Here is a 17,223-nt window from a genome sequence, read left to right on the forward strand (position 1 = left end):
CCTATGGCAGCGAGACTGACGAGGATTTTTCATGCGCTACGCCATCTATTTCACCCCCCGGCAGGACGAGCCGCTGGCGCGGATCGCAGCCAACTGGCTGGGCCGCGACCCGTTCGGCGCCGCGACGAAGCCCGTCGAGGCGGTGGCTGACCTGTCGGCGGCGGAAGTCGCCTTCCACACCGCTTCGGCGCGCCGCTACGGCTTCCACGCGACGCTGAAGGCGCCCTTCCGCCTGGCGGCCAACGAGACCGAGGCCTCGCTGCGCGCGGCACTCGACCATTTTGCCGAAGCAACGCCGGTGGTGACGATCCCGCGTCTTGTCGTCAGCCAGATCGACAGTTTCTTCGCGCTCGTGCCGGAAGGACCATTGCCGCCGCTCAACCGTTTCGCCGATGACGTCGTGCGCGATTTCGACCGCTTCCGTGCGCCGCTGACCGAGGCCGAGATCGAGCGGCGCAGCCCGGATTCGCTGAAGCCAGCCGAGTTTCGCAACCTCTGCCAGTGGGGTTACCCTTATGTCTTCGAGACCTTCCGCTTCCACATGACGCTGTCCGGCCGGGCCGGGCCACAGGAAAGCCCACGTCTGCGCGCAGCAATCGACAGCCTGTTCGCGGAGGTGCTTTCGCAGCCGGTGCTGGTGGATGCGCTGACGCTGTTCGTCGAACTCGAACCGGGGGCACCGTTCATGGTGCTTTCCCATCACGCGCTTGGGCGCCGCCCGGCCAGAAAGACCGCCTGAGCCGGAACAGTTCCGACCGGAAGAACCAAGGATTGCCTGAAATGACCGCCGAGACCGTTCTTTCCAATGCCCGCATCGTGCTTGCCGACGAGATCGTCGAGGGTTCGCTGGTGCTGCGCGACGGGCTCATCGCCGGCATCGATGCGGGCACTGGCCAAACCGGCGGGAATATGGCCGGCGAGGACATGGGCGGCGATTACATCATTCCCGGGCTGGTCGAACTCCACACCGACCATCTCGAGGGCCATTACGCGCCACGGCCGAAGGTGCGCTGGAACCCGATCGCCGCCGTGCTTGCCCATGACGCGCAGGTGGCGACCGCCGGCATCACCACCGTGCTCGACGCCCTGCGCGTCGGCATGGACGAGGACGCCGATCTCACCTCCGCCGACATCCGCAAGCTGGCCGATGCCATCGAGGACAGTGTGCAGCAGGACCGGCTGCGGGCCGACCATTTCATCCACCTGCGCTGCGAGGTTTCGGCGCCGGACTGCCTCAAGGCTTTCGCCAATTTCGACGGCGACGAGCGGGTCAAGCTGGCATCGCTGATGGACCATGCCCCGGGACAGCGCCAGTTCGTCAATCTGGAAACCTATGCCTATTACTACCAGCGCAAGCTGAAGCTGACGGACCGCGACTTCCAGAAATTCTGCGAGAAGCGGATGAGCGAGTCGGCGCTCAATTCGAGGCCGAACCGGGTGCATATCGCCGCCGCCTGCCAGGAGCGCGGGATCGTGCTGGCCAGCCATGACGATGCAACCATCGGCCATGTCGGCGAGGCGATCGAACAGGGCGTGCGCGTCGCCGAGTTCCCGACCACGCAAGAAGCCGCGCGCGCTTCGAAAGAAGCCGGGCTCGGCGTGCTGATGGGCGCGCCCAACGTCATGCGCGGCGCCTCGCATTCGGGCAATGTCTCGGCCCGCACGCTGGCGAGCGACGGCCTGCTCGACATCCTGTCATCCGACTATATTCCCTTCAGCCTGATCCAGTCCGCCTTCTTCCTCGGCGACGTGGTCGAAGGCATCTCGCTGCCGCAGGCGGTCGCCATGGTTTCGAAGAACCCGGCCGAAGCGGTTGGCCTCAATGACCGCGGCATCATCGAGCAGGGCCGGCGCGCCGACCTGGTGCGCGTGCGCGTCGACGACCATGTTCCGGTGGTGCGTACCGTCTGGCGGCAGGGACTGCGGGTTGCATGATGGTGTCGGCCTTGATCGAGCGTGAACTGTCCGCCGAAACGTTTCCGATCCGCCATGGCGTCTTTGTCGCCGTCGTCGGCCCAAGCGGCGCCGGCAAGGACACGGTGATCGGCTACGCCCGCGCGCTGTTCACCGATGAGACCCGGCTGGAGTTCGTCCGCCGCGTCATCACCAGGCCGTGCGATGCGGCGAGCGAGGATCACGACACGCTGGCCGACGCCGCCTTCGTCGAAGCCGAGGCCGACGGCGCCTTCGCCATCTCCTGGGAGGCGCATGGCCTGCGCTATGGCCTGCCCGCCGATGTCGACTGGTCGGTGGCCAACGGCCGTGTCGCGGTGGCGAATGTGTCGCGCGCGGTCATTCCGGTGTTGCGCGAGCGCTACGCCAACCTGGCCATAGTCGAAATCACCGCATCGCCGAATGTGCTGGCCGAGCGGCTGGCGATGCGCGGCCGCGAGTCGCGCGGCGAAGTGCTGGCGCGGCTGGCACGCAGCGCCAATGTCACCCTGTCCGGTCCTGGCGTCACCTCGATCGACAACAGCGGCGCGCGCGAAGTGGCCGGCGAACGCTTCGCCGAGCTGTTGCGCAAGGCCATGGCCTTTTCCGATATGTCGGGCCTGATCTAGTTTTCATCGCTTCCAACATGGCTGACTGCCGTGCAGACCTTCCTATGGGCTCACGAGCGGTTGACTGGACGCATCAGCACGATGCAGTGTGGTACCGTTACCATATATCGATCCGAAGTCGGCTGAAGCGGTCATGGACAGGTCTTAAATATTATAATAGCATACCATTATATCTGCGGAGGAGCGCTGCGCCCCGGTTTTGCAAGGGGATGTCAGCGAAGCGAGCAAGAATTTACGTCGTCGCGCGGCCTGCGCCCCGCATGAGCGATGCCGACACGAGGCGCTCAAAAAATGCATGGGAGGAAAACATGCGGACTTTCCTGGGAGGGGCCGGTGCCTTGCTGGCCGGCTTTGTGCTGGCGCTTTCGGCGCTGTTGCCGTCGATCGCTTCGGCGCAGTCGGTCGAGGATATCATCTCGCGCGGCAAGCTGGTCGTCGCCATCGACACCACGACGCCGCCCTACGGCTTTCTCGACGCCAACCTGAAGCCGACCGGCTTCGACATCGAGGTCGCCAACAAGATGGGCGAAGCACTCGGCGTGCCCGTCGAATTCGTCACCGTCACCTCGCCCGGCCGCATTCCGGCGCTGCTGACCAAGCAGGTCGACGCGGTGATCTCGATCTTCTCGATCACCCCGGCACGGGCCATCCAGATCGACTATTCGATCCCCTATGCCGGACAGTCGGCGGTGGTGATCGCGCCGAAGAGCACCAGCATCAAGGGCGTCGCCGACCTGGTCGGCAAGAAGGTCGGCCTGACGCGCGGCACCGGCGAGGACGGGCTGCTGACCAAGGCCGCGGAGGCCAATCCGGGCATCGAGATCCTGCGCTTCGACGACTATTCCTCGCTGCTGCAGGCGATGGTGTCGGGCCAGATCGACGCCATGGGCGGCGGCGACTATGGCGAGATCTATCTGAAGAAGGCGCAGAACGGCGACGCGTTCGAACAGAAATACGTGCTGAAGACCTTCTACTTCGGCATCGGCGTCGCCAAAGGCAACGACAATCTGCGGCAGTGGATCAACACCTGGCTGTTCGCCATGAAGACCGACGGCACGCTGGATGCGCTGTCGATGAAGTACCGCAACCAGCCGCTGCCGGTGCTGCCGGTTTTCTGATCGCACTTCCATGAAGCAGCGGGGCCTTTCTGGGCCCCGCTTTTCGTGACGGGATGCCCATGCAAACCGCCCTGCAATTCGGCCCGATCCTTGTCCATCTCGACCTCTTGCTGCGCGGCCTGGAGAAGACCATCCAGCTGGCGGCGCTGTCGATCCTGTTCGGCACCGCCATCGGTATCCTCGGCGCCGTCGGCCGCAGCTTCGGGCCGCGCTTTCTGTCTTGGACGATCGCCGCCTATGTCGAACTGATCCGCAACACGCCGCTCCTGATCCAGCTCTATTTCGTGTTCTTCTCGCTGCCGCTGTTCGGCTTCAAACTGTCGAGCAACATGGCGGCCGTCGTCGCGCTGTCGATCCATCTCGGCGCCTATGCGACCGAGATCCTGCGCGCCGGCATCGAAGCCATCCCAGAGGGACAGATCGAGGCGGCAAAATCGCTTGGCCTCGGCCGCTACCGCATTATCCGCCATGTCGTGCTGGTGCCGGCGGCGCGGGCAGTCTACCCGTCGCTGTCGGCGCAGTTCATCCTGCAGATCATGGGCACCTCGATCGTCGGCGCGATCGCGGCGGAAGAGCTGACGGCGGTCGCCAACAATCTGGTCATGCAGACCTTCAGGAGCTTCGAGGTCTACATCGTCATCGCCATCATCTATTTCGTGCTGGTGCAGACCGCCAGCCTGCTCTTCGCCGGCATCGGCAAACTCATGTTCCGCTGGAAGGCCTGAGCGATGAGCCTGCGCGACTTCGGCCCCAACGAACTGATGTTCCTGCTGCTCGCGACGCGCTGGACGATCCTGCTGGCCCTGATCGCTTTTGCCGGCGGCGGGCTGATCGGCCTGGTGGTGGCGGCGATACGCGTGGCGCCGGCACGGCCATTGCGCTGGCTTGCCGCCGGCTACATCCAGTTCTTCATGGGCACGCCGATCCTGATCCAGCTGTTCATGGCCTATTACGGCTCTTCGTTCCTCGGCTATCGACCGGATCCGTGGGTGGCGGCCGCCGTGACCTTCTCGCTCAATGGCGGCGCCTTCTTCGGCGAGATCTTCCGCGGCGCCATCGAGGCGATCCCGAAGGGGCAATGGGAGGCGGCCACTGCGCTCGGCTTCCGTTTCGTCAGGACGCTGCGGCTGGTGATCATCCCGCAAGCGGTGCGGCTGATGCTGCCGCCGACCGTCGGCTTCATGGTGCAGATCGTCAAGACGACATCGATCGCCTCGCTGATCGGGCTGACCGAGCTTGCCCGCGCCGCCACGCAGGTCAACACCGTGACCTTCCAGCCGGTGATGGTGTTCGGCACGGTGTCGATCATCTACTTCGCGCTGTGCTGGCCGCTGTCGCTCTATGCCGGCTATCTCGAGCGTCGTTTCGCTACCGGAACGGTCCGCAAGGTCGAGACGCCGCTGGTCATGTCGGCCGTTTAACCGGTCAGCCCTTGAACGCCGGCAAGGCCAGGCCCTTGACGCCGACATCGAGCGCGAACAATCCGCCCGGGTTCTTCTGTCCAACGAAATGACCGGCCGGGCGCCTGAGCACGGCGGAGGTGACATAGAGGATATCGAGATCCTTGCCGCCGAATTCGCAGCAGGTTGGCAGGTCGGTCGGCAACAGCACGGTCTGCATCAGGCGGCCGTCGGGGTCGTAGCGGCAGACCTTGCCGGTGACCGGGATGGTGACCCAGTAGCAGCCCTCGGCGTCCACCGTGGCGCCATCGGCGACGCCGCCCGTCACCGTCATGTCGATGAAGGTGCGGCGGTTTTCGATGTCGCCGGTGGCCGGGTCGAAATCATAGGCCCAGACCGCGCCGGCGTGGCTGTCGGAGAAATACATGGTCCTGGAATCCGGGCTCCAGGCCAGCCCGTTGGAGCAACCGATGCCGTCGACCATCTTGTGGACGGACAGGTCGGGATCTAGCCTATAGAGCGCGCCGATGAATTCGATCGGCTTGCCCTGCACCTCGAACATGGTGCCCGACCAGAAGCGGCCCTGGCGGTCCGGCTTGCCGTCGTTGAAGCGGGTCTTCGGCATATGCGCTTCCGGATCGACGATCGCCTCGAATTTGCCGGTGGCGGGATCGAAGAAATGGAAGCCGTCGGTCATGGTCAGCACCAGGCCGCCCTTCTCGCGCAGGCCGAGGCAGCCGAGATATTCGGGTGTCTCGAAAACATCGTCCTTGCCGGTCGCGGGATCGTAGCGGTGGATCAGCTTCTTCCAGATGTCGATCCACCAGAGCACGCCGGCCTTGGGGTCCCAGAGCGTGCCTTCGCCGAGTTCGGCGCCGGCATCGACGACACAGGTGATTTCGACCATGGTCAGCCCTCTTTTCCGCGCAGCTTGCCGCCGAGACCGGCGAAGGTTTCGCTGCCGATCGACACGGTGAGCAGGATCACCGCGCCATAGACGATGAGCAGCGCGCCGCTCGACAGGTTCAGAGCCGGCAAAAGACCGGTGAGGATGGTCAGCACCATGGCGCCGGCGACGGTGCCGAGATAATGGCCGCTGCCGCCGAGGATCGAGGCGCCGCCGATGGCGACAGCGGCGATCGAGGTGAACAGATAGGCGTCGCCCATGCCGAGATAGGCCTGGCCGGAATAGCCGGTCAAAAGCATGCCGGCGAAGGCTGCCGTGAGGCCTGACAGGACATAGGTGAGGATGGTGGTGCGCGCCGTCGGCACGCCGGAGAATTCGGCGACCGTGGCGCTGGTGCCGAGCGCATAGAGGTGACGGCCGAACGCCGCCTTGGAGAGCAGCAGCGTCGCCACCAGCGTCAGCCCGAGCCAGATCAGCGCGATGACCGGGAAGCCGCCGAGGCGGCCGACCGACAGGAACTGGATCAAGGCCGGCGCCGAAGGGGTGGGCGAGCCGCCGGTCAGCACAAGGATCAGGCCTTGCAGGATGACGTTGGTGGCCAAGGTCATGATGATCGGCGGCACGCCGAACTGAGCGACGCCGACGCCGTTGATCAGGCCGATGAAGGCGCCGCCGGCGAGCAGCAGCGGCATCACCCAGACCAGCGGCAGGTCCTGGCCGCCGCACAACAGCGCCATGACGATGGCGGCCGAATTCAGCACCCATGGCACCGACAGGTCGATGCCGCCGCCGATGATGACGAAGGTCTGGCCGAGCGCGACGATGCCGACGAAGGCCGCCAGCACGACGGTCGAGCGCATGTTGGAAACCGACAGGAATCCCGGCGAAAACAGCGCCGTGACCAGGAGCAGCACGACCATGCCGGCATAGGCAAGCACGATGAGGCGGTTGCGGGCGAGGAAGGCGCTCATTGGACACGGTTCCTTGCGGCCTTCTCGGCGACGGAACTGGCCAGCACCGAGAGCAGCAGGATGACGCCGGAAACAACCGGCTGCCAGTAGCTCGACACATGCAGGACGAAGACGAGATTGCCGATCAGCGTCAGCACGAAGGCGCCGATCAGCGTGCCGGCGAGATGGCCACGGCCGCCGAACAGGCTGACGCCGCCGATGACCGCCGCCGCCACCGAAGGCAGGATATAGTCCTTGCCGATGGTAGGCGAGCCGGCACCGGTCTGCGTCACCAGGAACAGTGCGGCGCCGGCCGCGAACAGGCCTGAGAGACCATAGGTGACGAGGTTGACGCGGGTGATCGAAACACCCGACAGGAAGGCCGATTTTTCGTTGGAGCCGGTCGCCTGGATGGCTATGCCGACACGCGTGGCGCGGAACCACCACCAGAACACGAGCAACGCCAGCAGCATCCAGACCGGACTGGTCAGGCTGAACATCTGTGCCGAGGCGAAGCCGACCCACCAGGAAGGAACGCTGCCGCCATCGGTCGGCAGGATGATCATGGCGACGCCGTTGAGGATCGACCAGGTGGCGAGGGTGACGAGGAAGGGCTGCAGTTTGAGCACCGAGATCAGCAGACCGTTGAGCGCGCCGACGGCGAAGCCGAGCGCCAGGATGATCAGCGCCCAAAGTGCGGTGGTCGACGGATCGTCGGTGAAGCGCGTCGCGGCGATCACCGTGCCGAGGCTGATCATGCCACCGATCGACAGGTCGATGCCGCCACGCACCAGCACGATGGTCTGGCCGGTCGCCGCCAGCATCAGCGTCATTGCCGCCGCCGTGTCGAGGTTGATCTCGTCCAGCGTGAAGACACCGGACTGCAGGCTGCCATAGACGGCAACGATCAACGCCAGCATCAGGCAGGCGACCAGGAACGGCGCGCGGTCGAGTGCGCGGCCGCGCCAGTCGACGGCTGGTGTGCCTGATTTCATCTTGGCCGGCATCTGTGCCATTTCAACAGCTTGCTCCACGGACATGCCTCAAGCCGCCTCGCTTTCAAGCATGGCGGCGCGCAAGATGCCCGCCTCCGAGATACGGTCGCCTTCGAGCGTCGCGGCGATGCGGCCATTGCGCATGACCAGCACGCGGTCGGCGACATGGACGAGTTCCGGCATATCGCTGGAATGGAACAGGATCGCGTAGCCTTTGGCGGCGAGGTCGCGCATCAGCTGAAAAATCTCGCCCTTGGTGCCGACATCGACACCGCGCGTCGGATCGTAGAGCAACAGCACGCGCGCCTCGGTCAACAGCATCTTGCCGAAGATCACCTTCTGCTGGTTGCCGCCAGACAGCGTGCCGGCGAGCTGTTCCGGGGTGCCGGCCTTGATGCGCAGGAAATCGACCATCTCCTTGACCAGCGCCGCCTCCTTTTGCCGGCTCAGCAAGCCGTTTTCGGTGAAGCGCTTGATGACCGACAGGGTCAGGTTCTCGCGCACGCTTTTGGTCAAGAGCAGGCCCTGCCCGCGCCGGTCTTCCGGCACCAAGGCGATACCATCCTTGCCGGTCAGCGCCTGGCGCGGATTGCCGATCGAGACCGGCTTGCCCCAGAGTTCGATCGCGCCGCTGGCCCTGGTGGCGCCGAACAGCGCCTGGAACAGTTCGCGCTGGCCATGGCCCTGCAGGCCGCCGACGCCGAGCACCTCGCCTTCGCGCAGCGCGAAGTCGACGCCGGAGAGCCGGCTGCCGCTGGAAAACCCCTTGACCCTGAGTGCCACGCGATCGGTCGCCGTGGCAATGCGCTCGGGATAGAGCCGGTCGAGATGCCGGCCGATCATCTGGGTGACGATCTCGTTGTCGGAGACGGCATTGGCCTCATGAGCGGCGACCGTACTGCCGTTGCGGAAGATGGTCAGCCGGTCGGCGATGGCGCGCACTTCCGCCATGCGGTGCGAGATGAAGATGACCAGCCGGCCTTCGGTCGCCAGTTGCCGTGTAAGCTTGAGCAGCCATTCGGCTTCGCGCGCGGGCAGTGCCGAGGTCGCTTCGTCGAGGATCAGGATGCGGGGATCCTTGGCCAGGCCCTTGGCGATCTCGACGACCTGCCGCTCGGCCAGCGTCAGCCGCCGCAATTCCCGATCGGGGCGCAGTGGCGGGAAATTGTACTTTTCGAGCAGCGCCAGCGTCTTGCGGCGCATCTCCGCGCGGTTGACGGTGCGCAGCAATGTTCGCGGTTCGTGGCGGAACCAGATGTTCTGTTCGACGCTGAGATCGGGGATCAGCGACAGCTCCTGGAAGACGGCGGCGATGCCGCGCGCCTGGGCCGCATCCGGATTGGCCGGGCGATAGTCCTGCCCGTCGACCAGGATCGAGCCGCCATCGTGACGCACCGCCCCCGACAGGATCTGGATGAAGGTGCTCTTGCCCGCACCGTTCTCGCCGAGCAGCGCATGCACTTCGCCGGCGCGGGCACTGAATGTCGCCTCGCTCAGCGCGACGATGCCGCCATAGCGTTTGGACAAGCCTTTGACGGTGACGAGGTCCATGAATGCGCTTTCGAAAAGCTCTCCCGACATCTCGCGATGCCGGGAGACAGGGTCGTGGTTCCCGATCTTACTTGCTGCCGGCGGCTTCCGCAGCGGTGATCTCGACCCAGTCGGGCGTGATCGGCAGCGTCAGGCCGGGCGCCTGGTCGGGGAAGGCATTTTCGCCAACCGCGATCTTGATCATCTTGGTGCCCGGATAGAGCTTGGACTCGAAGGGATCGGTGGTGACGAAGTCACCCTTGACCGAAACGGAACGCTCGGCGGGCTTCTTGCCGGTGTCGAGGATGTCGACCGCCAGCTTGATCGCTTCGGAAGAGAGATAGGCCGGGTTGGAGCCGAGGATGCACTTGGCGCCTTGCGTCTGCGCGCAGGTGACGGCGGCGACATTGTAGGAGAAGCCAACGACCGGCACGATCGGCCGCCCGGCGTCCTTGAGCGCCTGGATGGCGCCCGAGCCATAGCCTTGCGTCATGATGCCGTCGATCTGCGGATTGGCGGCAAGCAGAGCCGCGACACCGGATTGTTCCGGACCGAGCGCATAGTTGCCGTTGTAGTAGCCGACGACCTTGATGTCGGGATATTTGGCCAGCACCTTCTCATAGCCTTGCTGGAGTTGCGCCGAGATCGGCGCGCCGGCAAGGCCACGGTCGAGGATGATGTTGCCCTTGCCGCCAAGCTGCGTGGCCATCCACTCGGCCATCACCGAGGGGATGCGGTCCCAGTCCGAGGCGACGGCGAACGCACAGGGCTCGGTCACCACCTGGTCGAAAGAGATGACGACGATGCCGGCATCACAGGCCTTCTTGATGGTCGGGTTGAGCGCCGAATCCGAACCGGCGTCGACGAGGATGGCGTCCGGCTTCTGGCGGATGATGTTGTTCAGCGAGTTGATCTGCGCCTGGACGGTGTTCTCGACATTCTCGATCTTGAGGTCGACGCGGCCTTTCAGCGGCCCCTTGTTCACCGACACCGTGGCGACACGCTCCATCTGCTGGCGCCAGTCATTGCCGACGAAATTGTTTGAGAGATAGATGGTGTAGGGCTTCTTGTCCTCGGCATGGCTCGGCGCTGTGCCCACCGCGATTGCGGACATGGCAAGAGCCGCCAATCCACCGCAAACTGTCTTCAGTTTCATGGTCTCTCCTCCTTGGTGTTTCCTGCATCAGCCGGTGACGGACTTCGCCATCTTTGTGGGTGCTGCACGCAAATTGATACCGGTACCAATGCGCCTTGTCAATTTAAGCCAAGGCGCATCGGGGCGGCCCTCGCCGCGATTTGCAGACGTCGCTCATTTCGAACCAGCGGCCTCGGCAGGGGTAATCTCAACCCAGTCCGGGCTGGCCGGAAGGAACAGACCGGGAGCCATGTCCGGAAAGGCATTCGTGCCGACCTCTATCTTCTGCATGGCCGCATCGGGATAGAGTTCCGACGGAACCGGATCGGTGGTGAGGAAGGCATTGCGCAGCAGGATCTTCTTCTGCGCCGGCTTCTTGCCGTCGAGTATCTCGACTGCAAGCTTCAAGGCCTCGGCCGACAGATAGGCGGGGTTGGGTGCAAGGATGCACTGGGCGCCTTTCGTCTGGGCACAGGTCGTCGTCGTCAGGTTGAAGGGGCTGCCGGTGATGGGGACGATCGGACGACCGGCATCCTGCAGCGCCTTGATTGCTCCGGCGCCGTAACCCTGAACGAAGATCGCGTCGACTTGCGGGTGGGCCGCCAGCAGGCTGGCGACGCCGGCCTGTTCCGGCCCGAGCGCATAGTCGCCATTGAAATAGCCGACCACCTCGATGCCGGGAGATTTCTTGATGACTTCCTCGAACCCACCCTGCAGCTGGGCGGAGATCGGAGCGCCGGCAAGTCCGCGGTCGACCAGGATCTTGCCCTTGCCGCCGAGCTTCTTGACCAGCCACTCGGCCTCCACGCGCGGCGCCCGGCCCCAGTCGGACTCCATCGTATAAGCGCATGGCGCGCTGACGATCTGATCGAAGGCGATGACCACGATGCCTGCCTTGCAGGCCTTCTCGATCGTTGGGTTAAGGGCCTCGCCGGAGCCAGCATCGATCACGATGGCGTCGGGCTTGTTGCGGATGATGTTGTTGAGGGAATTGATCTGGGCCTGGACCGTGGTCTCGACCACCTCGACCTTGAGGTCGACCCGGCCGGCAAGCGGCGGTTTCTTCACCGCGATATCGGCGCTGCGCAGCATCTGCTGGCGCCAGTCGTTGCCGACGAAATTGTTCGAGAGATAAATGGTGTATGGCTTCTTGTCCTGTGCATTGGCCGGCACGGTGTCGACCGACAGCAACGTCGCCGCGATCACCGCAAGGCCGGCGAAAAATACGCCCGCTTTCATGACTTTCTCCTCCCGTGTTTGTTGTCAGCCGCGCGAACGCCGCCGCCCCATCTACGCCTTCGAGGCACAGCCCCCTTATGGACAGACTTTGTTGTTGTGCATGCCGTTACCCCAGAACCGCCGCGCATCTTGGGTGACATGCCGGTTGAGTGACATGGACCGGGCAAATGCTCAGCGTCGGAAGTGGCTTTGCGCCCACGTGCGACCGTGGTCCTCCGCGCAGCCTTCATCCTAGCTATGATGCTATTATAATTTTATAAGGCTGTCCATGACCGAGACCAGGAAATCGGCGCGCCAATGCCGCCGATCTGGTTCAAGACAGATCGTTGGGCGCGTCGTAGGTGATGCTGAAAATATCGGCTGGATGGCGGGCGACGGAGAATTCGATGCTGCGCTGGTCCGCCGACTGATAGAGCATCTCCACCGTCAGCACCGGACTGCCCAGCGCAATGCCGAGGTCGCCGGCAACCGCCTCGTCGGCGATTTCGGCGCGCACCGTGACATGCGCCACGTCGAGCCGCAGGCCGAGATGTTTCTGCACTGAACGGAAGATCAGCACGTCGGAAAAGTCCTCGCGCTTCATGCGGGCGCCGATGTCGGGCGGAAAGTAGGTGGTGATCTGCGCCTTGCGCTGTTCGCCGATCGACAGCACGCTGCGCAGGCAATAGCCGGCCTCGTCCTTGGCCATGCCGAAATGGCGCTGGAGCACTGGCGAGACTTCCTTGCGGTAGGACTTCACCGTCAGCTCGGCGTCCTTGGTGAAGGCCGCCATGTCGGCGAAATTCTTAAACTTCCAGCTCAGATTGACCGAGGGGCTGCGCGCCGCGACCACGGCGGGCTTGGCCGAGCGCTTCCTGATCAGGCCGTCGGCCTCGAGATCGCGCAAGGCCTGGCGTACGGTGATCAGGCTGACGCCGAAATGCTCGGCGATGGTCGCTTCCTTCGGCAGTTCGCCGCCGACGGGAAAGGTGCCGTTGCCGATCGGCTCGCGCAATATGTCGGCGAGCTGGCGGTAAAGCGGGCCGTTGGCGCGGCCGAGCGTGCGCCTGGGAAGACTGTCGATGGTGGGATGATCCATGTGCCTCGTCGCGCCTGTGTCGAAGCTTTTATAATAGCTTCCTTCGCAAGAGGCTATCGCATGTCGCCCAAAAGTGGATCCGGTCTTGGGATAACGACATGCCTAAACCAAAAATCAAGGCCGGCGATCACCAACCGCTCAGACGAAGAGCCGAAGTGGGTTTTCGATCGCCGATTTCAGGGCCGAAAGCCATGCGGACGCGATCACCTCATCGACGTTGTTCGCATCGGCCGTCAGCAGGCATTCGGCCTGGCCGCCTGCGCTGTTGAGCGAGACCGTCAGGCGCATGGCGCGGCCGGGCAGGAGCGGCATCATCACCGGCCTGATGTCGCTGGCCGGCAGCAGCCGCAGCGACAGCATCGCCGGTTTGTCAGCGTCGTCATGATTGTCGGCCAACGCCGCCAGCCGCAAGGCGCGAAGCGATGTCAGTGACATTTCCGGGCTTGCCGCGAACACGGCTTGTCGGCTCGTCAGTTCCAACGCCACGGCCACGTCGGCGCCTTTGACGATTTCAGGAGCCTCCGCGAATGCACGACCGGCAGCGCGCAGCAGCAGGTCGTCGATATCGAATACAGTTCCTGAATTCGCCAGCGCGGCTAGCAGGTCTCTCAAGCCCTCCAGTGCGATCGAGGTAGCAAAGGCGGCGATGCGGGACGCGCCAATGGAGGGCGCTGCCGCCGGGGCCACGACATCGGGGAAATTGACGGGCACGACAAGCGGGACGAAACCGATGACATCGGCGGCCAGGATGCGGCCGCCCGGGCCGCTGCCGCGAAGCGTTTCGAGCGGCAGCGCGCGCTCGCGCGCCAGGCGGCGGGCATATGGGGAGACCGCCAGCCGCGGAGCCTGCGTCGCGGCCATGTTCATTTCAGATGCTCTGAATTGACGCAGTTGGTCAGCCGGCCCTCGGCGAGATAGGCGTACACGACCTCGATCGATTTCAGCCTGAGGTCGCGCATCGATGCCGGGCTGTAGAAGGCGGCGTGCGGGGTGACGATCAGTCGATTGGCGATCCATGGCTCGCGTCGCCGCCATGCCGCCAGCAGCGGATGGTCGAGGTCTCCGGGCTCGTTCGGCAGCACGTCGAGCCCGGCGCCGGCAATGGTGCCGTTGCGCATCGCGGATTCGAGCGCGTCGAGATCAACGATCGGGCCGCGCGCGGTGTTGACCAGCACAAGGCCGGGCCTGGCGGCGGCGAAAGCGGCCGCGCCGAGCAGCTTGCGGGTGTCCTCGCTCAGCGGCGCGTGGACGCTGACGACATCCGCCCGTGCCATCAATTCACCAAGCGAATGAACGCGCTCGTAACCGGTCGACAGGTCGACGCCGGAGAGCAGATGCGGGTCGTAGAACACCACCTTCATGTCGAAGGCGGCGGCGCGGCGTGCGGTCGCCAGTCCGATGCGGCCGAGCCCGACAATGCCGAAGGTGGCGCTCTTGTGCCGGCGCACCAGCGGCGCCCTAGAGAAATGCCAGCCTATGGCGCCATGGCCGGAGAGCTCGGCGCCATAGGCGGAGGTGCCACGCGTCAGCGCCAGCATCAGGCCGATGGCATGGTCGGCGACCTCGGTTGTGCCATAGTCCGGAACATTACAGGCCGGGATCCTGCGCGCGCCCCAGCCCGCCGTGTCGATATTGTCGAAGCCGACACCGGAGCGCACCGCGATCCTGGCCTTGGGAAAGGACGTCGGTGCGGCGGCGACATTGTGGGTGGGCGAATAGTTGATGACGGCGTCGACCGCCTCACAGACGGCCGGATCGAGCTCGGCGGCCTTGTCGTTGGTGGAGCGGGCGAGAATGAACTCGATGTCGGGATAATGCTGCCGTTCGAGTTCGGCCTCGTCGGCGGCTTGCCAGTTGGCGCACAGGATCTTCATGCCAGTCCTTCGGGTCTCTCGGATAGGGTGATTATTTCTTGATGCCGCCGATGCGGCCGCCCATCGGCACCACGGCGCCGACCGGCTGATCGATCGCGCTCAGCGTGCCGCCGATCGGCGCCTCGATCTCGACCACGGCCTTGTCGGTTTCGATCTCGGCGATCAGTTCGCCCTCGTTCACCGCGTCACCGACCGCCTTCAGCCATTTTATGACCGTGCCTTCGCTAACGGTGAGATCGCCGAACGGCATCGTGATCGGCTCGTCGTCGCCCGCGGCTGGAGCGGCAACCGCTGGTGCGGCGGGTTGCAGCTTGACCGCGGCAGGAACCGGATTGGCCGGCGCAGCACTTTTCAGGCCGACCGTGTACCAATGGTCCGGCACCGGCGGCTTGCCAGCGATGACGTCGCGCACGCCCTGGACGATGCGTGCGGCGTCGACCAGCATGGCGCGCTCCAGCACAGGCGCGAAAGGGTGTGAGGTCGGCGCGGCGTGCAGCCTGCCGGGCGGTGCGTCGAGTTCGTCGAAGGCGAGCTCGTTGATAGCCTGTGCAATCTCGCCGCCCAGGCCGCACATCGCCCAGGCTTCGTCGACGATGAGCAGGCGGTGGGTTTTGCTCACGCTGGCGACGATGGTGTCGATGTCGAGCGGCATGATGGTGCGCGGATCGATCACCTCGGCCTCGATGCCTTCGGCTGCCAGCGCTTCCGCAGCCTCCAGCGCGCGCTGCACCATCTGGCCAGCGGCAACGATGGTGATGTCGGTTCCCGCCCTTGCGATCCGCGCGACGCCGAACGGCACATAATGTTCGCCCGTGGGCACCTCGCCCTTGGAGGCGAACAGCGCCTTGGGCTCGAGCATGATGACGGGGTCGCCGGCCCGCAGCGCCGTCTTCATCAGCCCCTTGGCATCGGCCGGGGTCGAGGGCACGCAGACGATCAGCCCCGGCATATGGGCGAAGACCGGATGGTAAATGCCGCTGTGGTGCGGGCCGGAACTGCGCAGCGCGCCGGCGCCGACGCGCACCACCATCGGCGCGCTCATCCGGCCGCTGGTCATGTAGCGCAGCTTGGCCGCCTGCAGGAAGATCTGCCCAGCGGTCTCGAACGCGAAATCGGCGAACATCAGGTCCGAGACGGTGCGCGCGCCGGTGGCCGAGGCGCCGACGGCGGCAGCGGTAAAGCCCTGTTCGGAGATCGGCGTGTCGACCATGCGCTCGGCGCCGAACTCCTGCCAGAGGTTCTTGGTGTGGGCGAAGCTGCCGCCACGCTCGCCGGTGCCCTCGCCGAAATAGAGGATCGCCGGGTTGTCCCGCATCTCCTCGGCAATGCCGTCGCGCACCGCTTCCAGCCAGCCTTGCGTGCGCGTCTCACCGAGGGCGCGCGTGGCCAAGGCGGCAGGCGGATTGATCGGATCGGCAAAGACGTGCAGCCGCATCGATGCCGGATCCGGCTCGGGCGAATTGCGGGCGAAGGCCAGCGCCTCATCGACCACCTTCTCGATCCGCGCCTCGATTGCCGCGAGCGCTTCGGCATCGGCGATGCCGTAATCCTCGACCAGCTTCTTACGGAACATGTCGATGGGATCGCGCTTGATCCAGGCATCGAGTTCCTCCTGCGTGCGGTAGGTGCCGATGACCGGATCGCCCTCGTGGTGACCGACGGTGCGATAGGTCTTGGCCTCGATCAGCGTCGGTCCCTTGCCGGAACGGGCGCGCTCGGTGGCTTCCTTCATCGCCAGCCAGACGGCGAAGACGTCGTTGCCGTCCACCGCCACGCCGGGCATGCCATAGGACGCCGCTTTGGTGGCAATCTCGGGATTAAGTGTGATCGATTTCAGCGGTGTCGCGGTGGCGTAGAGGTTGTTCTCGCAGATGAAGACGGCCGGCGCGCGCTGCACGGCGGCGAAATTGAGCGCCTCGTGGAACCCGCCATGGTTGGCGGCGCCGTCGCCGAAGAAGGCGACGCCGATGTCGTCGCGGCCCTGCTGGCGCGCGCTCATGCCGATGCCGACGGCATGGCCGATGCCGGCGGCGACGATGCCGTTGGTGCCGAACAGGCCGACCGAGCGGTCGTAGAGATGCATGGTGCCGCCACGGCCGCCGCAGATGCCGTCGGCCTTGCCGAACAGCTCGGCCATCACCCGGCCCGGATTGGCGCCCTTGGCCAGAGCGTGGCCATGGCCGCGATGGGTCGATGTCACCCAGTCGGTCGGCCGCAGATGGGCGCAGACGCCGACGCCCGTTGCCTCCTCGCCGATATAGAGATGCAGGAAGCCAGGTGTTTCGCCCTTGCGGCAAGCGATCTGGGCGATGCTTTCGAAGCGGCGCAGCAGCACCATGCGCTCGAATAGGTCGAGCAGGACCTGCTTGTCGGGCAGGTTTGGAGCGCTCTTGAAATCGTCGCGCGCCCGCGCCGCGGAAATTGCCACCGAAGCCT

General features: G+C 65.0%; 16 protein-coding genes. 6 read left to right on the forward strand and 10 right to left on the reverse strand.

Going from position 1 to position 17,223, the window contains the following annotated elements:
- Positions 1 to 31 precede the first annotated feature (31 nt).
- The 6 genes from MESOP_RS02430 to MESOP_RS02455 all read left to right on the forward strand — a co-directional run bounded on the left by MESOP_RS02430 (position 32) and on the right by MESOP_RS02455 (position 5,100).
- A complete protein-coding gene (locus MESOP_RS02430; protein ID WP_013891730.1) occupies positions 32 to 739 on the forward strand; it encodes a DUF1045 domain-containing protein in 708 nt (235 codons plus the stop codon).
- Positions 740 to 780: 41 nt separating this feature from the next.
- Positions 781 to 1,935 carry an alpha-D-ribose 1-methylphosphonate 5-triphosphate diphosphatase gene (locus tag MESOP_RS02435; protein ID WP_013891731.1) on the forward strand — a complete coding sequence of 385 codons (1,155 nt, stop codon included), beginning with the start codon at positions 781 to 783 and terminating at the stop codon, positions 1,933 to 1,935.
- Positions 1,932 to 2,561 carry a phosphonate metabolism protein/1,5-bisphosphokinase (PRPP-forming) PhnN gene (phnN, locus tag MESOP_RS02440; RefSeq protein WP_013891732.1) on the forward strand — a complete coding sequence of 210 codons (630 nt, stop codon included), beginning with the start codon at positions 1,932 to 1,934 and terminating at the stop codon, positions 2,559 to 2,561. The genes MESOP_RS02435 and phnN overlap by 4 nt, the downstream gene beginning before the upstream one ends.
- 308 nt (positions 2,562 to 2,869) lie before the next feature.
- The gene (locus MESOP_RS02445) at positions 2,870 to 3,679 is read left to right on the forward strand and encodes a transporter substrate-binding domain-containing protein (RefSeq protein ID WP_013891733.1); all 810 of its coding nucleotides are present in this window, start codon (positions 2,870 to 2,872) and stop codon (positions 3,677 to 3,679) included.
- A gap of 59 nt (positions 3,680 to 3,738) precedes the next feature.
- Positions 3,739 to 4,404: an amino acid ABC transporter permease gene (locus tag MESOP_RS02450; RefSeq protein WP_013891734.1), complete on the forward strand. Its 666-nt coding sequence runs from the start codon at positions 3,739 to 3,741 to the stop codon at positions 4,402 to 4,404.
- Between the two features lie 3 nt (positions 4,405 to 4,407).
- Positions 4,408 to 5,100 (forward strand): amino acid ABC transporter permease, encoded by a 693-nt coding sequence (locus tag MESOP_RS02455; RefSeq protein WP_013891735.1) that lies wholly within the window; start codon positions 4,408 to 4,410, stop codon positions 5,098 to 5,100.
- A gap of 4 nt (positions 5,101 to 5,104) precedes the next feature.
- Here MESOP_RS02455 and MESOP_RS02460 read toward each other — a convergent pair whose 3' ends face one another.
- The 10 genes from MESOP_RS02460 to MESOP_RS02505 form a co-directional block, all read right to left on the reverse strand.
- A complete protein-coding gene (locus MESOP_RS02460) occupies positions 5,105 to 5,986 on the reverse strand; it encodes an SMP-30/gluconolactonase/LRE family protein (RefSeq protein WP_013891736.1) in 882 nt (293 codons plus the stop codon).
- A 2-nt stretch (positions 5,987 to 5,988) separates the two neighbouring features.
- Complete coding sequence (locus MESOP_RS02465; RefSeq protein WP_013891737.1) at positions 5,989 to 6,957, reverse strand: ABC transporter permease; 969 nt, start codon at positions 6,955 to 6,957, stop codon at positions 5,989 to 5,991.
- Positions 6,954 to 7,952: an ABC transporter permease gene (locus MESOP_RS02470; protein ID WP_245265044.1), complete on the reverse strand. Its 999-nt coding sequence runs from the start codon at positions 7,950 to 7,952 to the stop codon at positions 6,954 to 6,956. The genes MESOP_RS02465 and MESOP_RS02470 overlap by 4 nt, the downstream gene beginning before the upstream one ends.
- A gap of 27 nt (positions 7,953 to 7,979) precedes the next feature.
- Complete coding sequence (locus MESOP_RS02475) at positions 7,980 to 9,482, reverse strand: sugar ABC transporter ATP-binding protein (RefSeq protein WP_041164483.1); 1,503 nt, start codon at positions 9,480 to 9,482, stop codon at positions 7,980 to 7,982.
- A gap of 67 nt (positions 9,483 to 9,549) precedes the next feature.
- Entirely contained in the window at positions 9,550 to 10,617 is a 1,068-nt protein-coding gene (locus MESOP_RS02480) for a substrate-binding domain-containing protein (RefSeq protein WP_013891740.1), read from the reverse strand.
- Positions 10,618 to 10,770: 153 nt separating this feature from the next.
- A complete protein-coding gene (locus MESOP_RS02485) occupies positions 10,771 to 11,835 on the reverse strand; it encodes a sugar ABC transporter substrate-binding protein (protein WP_013891741.1) in 1,065 nt (354 codons plus the stop codon).
- Between the two features lie 313 nt (positions 11,836 to 12,148).
- Complete coding sequence (locus tag MESOP_RS02490) at positions 12,149 to 12,913, reverse strand: GntR family transcriptional regulator (protein ID WP_013891742.1); 765 nt, start codon at positions 12,911 to 12,913, stop codon at positions 12,149 to 12,151.
- Between the two features lie 138 nt (positions 12,914 to 13,051).
- On the reverse strand, positions 13,052 to 13,780 hold the full coding sequence (locus MESOP_RS02495) for an E3 binding domain-containing protein (protein WP_013891743.1): 729 nt from the start codon (positions 13,778 to 13,780) through the stop codon (positions 13,052 to 13,054).
- On the reverse strand, positions 13,777 to 14,787 hold the full coding sequence (locus tag MESOP_RS02500; RefSeq protein WP_013891744.1) for a C-terminal binding protein: 1,011 nt from the start codon (positions 14,785 to 14,787) through the stop codon (positions 13,777 to 13,779). Before MESOP_RS02500 ends, MESOP_RS02495 begins: the two co-directional genes overlap by 4 nt.
- Before the next feature lie 31 nt (positions 14,788 to 14,818).
- Positions 14,819 to 17,215: a thiamine pyrophosphate-dependent enzyme gene (locus MESOP_RS02505; RefSeq protein WP_013891745.1), complete on the reverse strand. Its 2,397-nt coding sequence runs from the start codon at positions 17,213 to 17,215 to the stop codon at positions 14,819 to 14,821.
- Between the last annotated feature and the right edge of the window lie 8 nt (positions 17,216 to 17,223).

Origin of the sequence: Mesorhizobium opportunistum WSM2075, from assembly GCF_000176035.2 — a bacterium.
Lineage (GTDB): Bacteria > Pseudomonadota > Alphaproteobacteria > Rhizobiales > Rhizobiaceae > Mesorhizobium > Mesorhizobium opportunistum.

What these genes read in the sequence shown, in the direction of transcription:
- MESOP_RS02430 (WP_013891730.1), top strand. Translation starts at nt 32, where the DNA reads ATGCGCTACGCCATCTATTTCACCCCCCGGCAGGACGAGCCGCTGGCG.
- MESOP_RS02435 (WP_013891731.1), top strand. Translation starts at nt 781, where the DNA reads ATGACCGCCGAGACCGTTCTTTCCAATGCCCGCATCGTGCTTGCCGAC.
- phnN (WP_013891732.1), top strand. Translation starts at nt 1,932, where the DNA reads ATGATGGTGTCGGCCTTGATCGAGCGTGAACTGTCCGCCGAAACGTTT.
- MESOP_RS02445 (WP_013891733.1), top strand. Translation starts at nt 2,870, where the DNA reads ATGCGGACTTTCCTGGGAGGGGCCGGTGCCTTGCTGGCCGGCTTTGTG.
- MESOP_RS02450 (WP_013891734.1), top strand. Translation starts at nt 3,739, where the DNA reads ATGCAAACCGCCCTGCAATTCGGCCCGATCCTTGTCCATCTCGACCTC.
- MESOP_RS02455 (WP_013891735.1), top strand. Translation starts at nt 4,408, where the DNA reads ATGAGCCTGCGCGACTTCGGCCCCAACGAACTGATGTTCCTGCTGCTC.
- MESOP_RS02460 (WP_013891736.1), bottom strand. Translation starts at nt 5,986, where the DNA reads ATGGTCGAAATCACCTGTGTCGTCGATGCCGGCGCCGAACTCGGCGAA.
- MESOP_RS02465 (WP_013891737.1), bottom strand. Translation starts at nt 6,957, where the DNA reads ATGAGCGCCTTCCTCGCCCGCAACCGCCTCATCGTGCTTGCCTATGCC.
- MESOP_RS02470 (WP_245265044.1), bottom strand. Translation starts at nt 7,952, where the DNA reads ATGGCACAGATGCCGGCCAAGATGAAATCAGGCACACCAGCCGTCGAC.
- MESOP_RS02475 (WP_041164483.1), bottom strand. Translation starts at nt 9,482, where the DNA reads ATGGACCTCGTCACCGTCAAAGGCTTGTCCAAACGCTATGGCGGCATC.
- MESOP_RS02480 (WP_013891740.1), bottom strand. Translation starts at nt 10,617, where the DNA reads ATGAAACTGAAGACAGTTTGCGGTGGATTGGCGGCTCTTGCCATGTCC.
- MESOP_RS02485 (WP_013891741.1), bottom strand. Translation starts at nt 11,835, where the DNA reads ATGAAAGCGGGCGTATTTTTCGCCGGCCTTGCGGTGATCGCGGCGACG.
- MESOP_RS02490 (WP_013891742.1), bottom strand. Translation starts at nt 12,913, where the DNA reads ATGGATCATCCCACCATCGACAGTCTTCCCAGGCGCACGCTCGGCCGC.
- MESOP_RS02495 (WP_013891743.1), bottom strand. Translation starts at nt 13,780, where the DNA reads ATGAACATGGCCGCGACGCAGGCTCCGCGGCTGGCGGTCTCCCCATAT.
- MESOP_RS02500 (WP_013891744.1), bottom strand. Translation starts at nt 14,787, where the DNA reads ATGAAGATCCTGTGCGCCAACTGGCAAGCCGCCGACGAGGCCGAACTC.